This is a genomic window from Acidovorax sp. NO-1 (genome assembly GCF_000238595.1).
In the GTDB taxonomy this organism is placed as follows: Bacteria; Pseudomonadota; Gammaproteobacteria; order Burkholderiales; family Burkholderiaceae_C; genus Acidovorax.
Window position 1 is genome coordinate 1 of record NZ_AGTS01000035.1, and the last position, 1,167, is coordinate 1,167.

At 56.5% G+C, this 1,167-nt stretch carries 1 protein-coding gene; it reads left to right on the top strand.

Translation table 11 applies throughout. The features are described 5' to 3' along the window. Nucleotides 1-81: 81 nt before the first annotated feature. Nucleotides 82-1,167 carry an IS630 family transposase gene (locus tag KYG_RS03120; protein ID WP_034692913.1) on the top strand — a complete coding sequence of 362 codons (1,086 nt, stop codon included), beginning with the start codon at nucleotides 82-84 and terminating at the stop codon, nucleotides 1,165-1,167.

Consider the following 1,167-nt stretch of genomic DNA (forward strand, 5'->3'; position numbering starts at 1 on the left):
TAGTGTCATGAGTTAGAAATTCATTGAATTATTTTCTCTGATGGTGATCAGTCGTGTAGTGTGTTGCACGACGAGGTGGCCATGAGCGGAAGACCAAAGACTTCATTGGTGTTGAGCGCGACGGAGCAAGAGCAACTGATTGCGTTGACCAAGCGCCGTAAGACCGCGCAGGCCTTGGCCCTGCGAGCGCGCATCGTGCTCGCTTGCGCTGAGGGCTTGGACAACAAGGTGGTGGCAGCGCGCCAGCGGGTCACGCAGCAAACAGTTTCCAAGTGGCGGGGCCGTTTTGTTGAACTGCGCATGGATGGTTTACTGGATGCCCCGCGCCCTGGTGCTCCACGCACGATTGAAGATGAGCGCGTCGATGCAGTGATCGCCAAGACGCTGGAGTCTGTGCCGACTGGCGCAACTCACTGGAGTACCCGCTCTATGGCGCAGGCAATGGGCATGTCACAGACGGCTGTGAGCCGAATCTGGCGGGCTTTTGGTTTGCAGCCGCACCGCCAGGAGACGTTCAAACTCTCCAGTGACCCGTTTTTTGTCGACAAAGTCCGTGACATTGTCGGCCTGTACATGGACCCGCCACTCAAGGCGATGGTGTTGTGCGTGGATGAGAAGAGTCAAATACAGGCACTGGACCGCACACAGCCAATCTTGCCGCTGGCACCGGGTATTCCTGAGCGCAGAACCCACGACTACATGCGCCATGGAACGACGACGCTGTTTGCGGCACTGGACATTGCCACGGGCCAAGTGATTGGAGAGTTACACCGGCGCCATCGCAGCACGGAGTTTTTGCAGTTCCTGCGTACCATTGAAGCGAATGTGCCAGCCCAGCTGGATGTGCATTTGGTGATGGACAACTACGGCACGCACAAGACCCCTGCGGTCAAGGCATGGTTTGCAAGACACCCCAGGTTCCACGTGCACTTCACGCCAACCTCCGCGTCTTGGCTCAATCAGGTGGAACGTTGGTTTGCAACCCTGACCGAGAAGTACATCCGTCGCGGCACACACCGATCGACAAGACAGCTTGAGCAGGCGATTCGCCAATACCTGGAACTGAACAACTCAAATCCCACACCGTTCGTCTGGGTCAAGTCTGCCGATGACATCCTGGCGAGTATCGAGAGATTTTGTCTGCGAATTTCTAACTCAGGACACTAG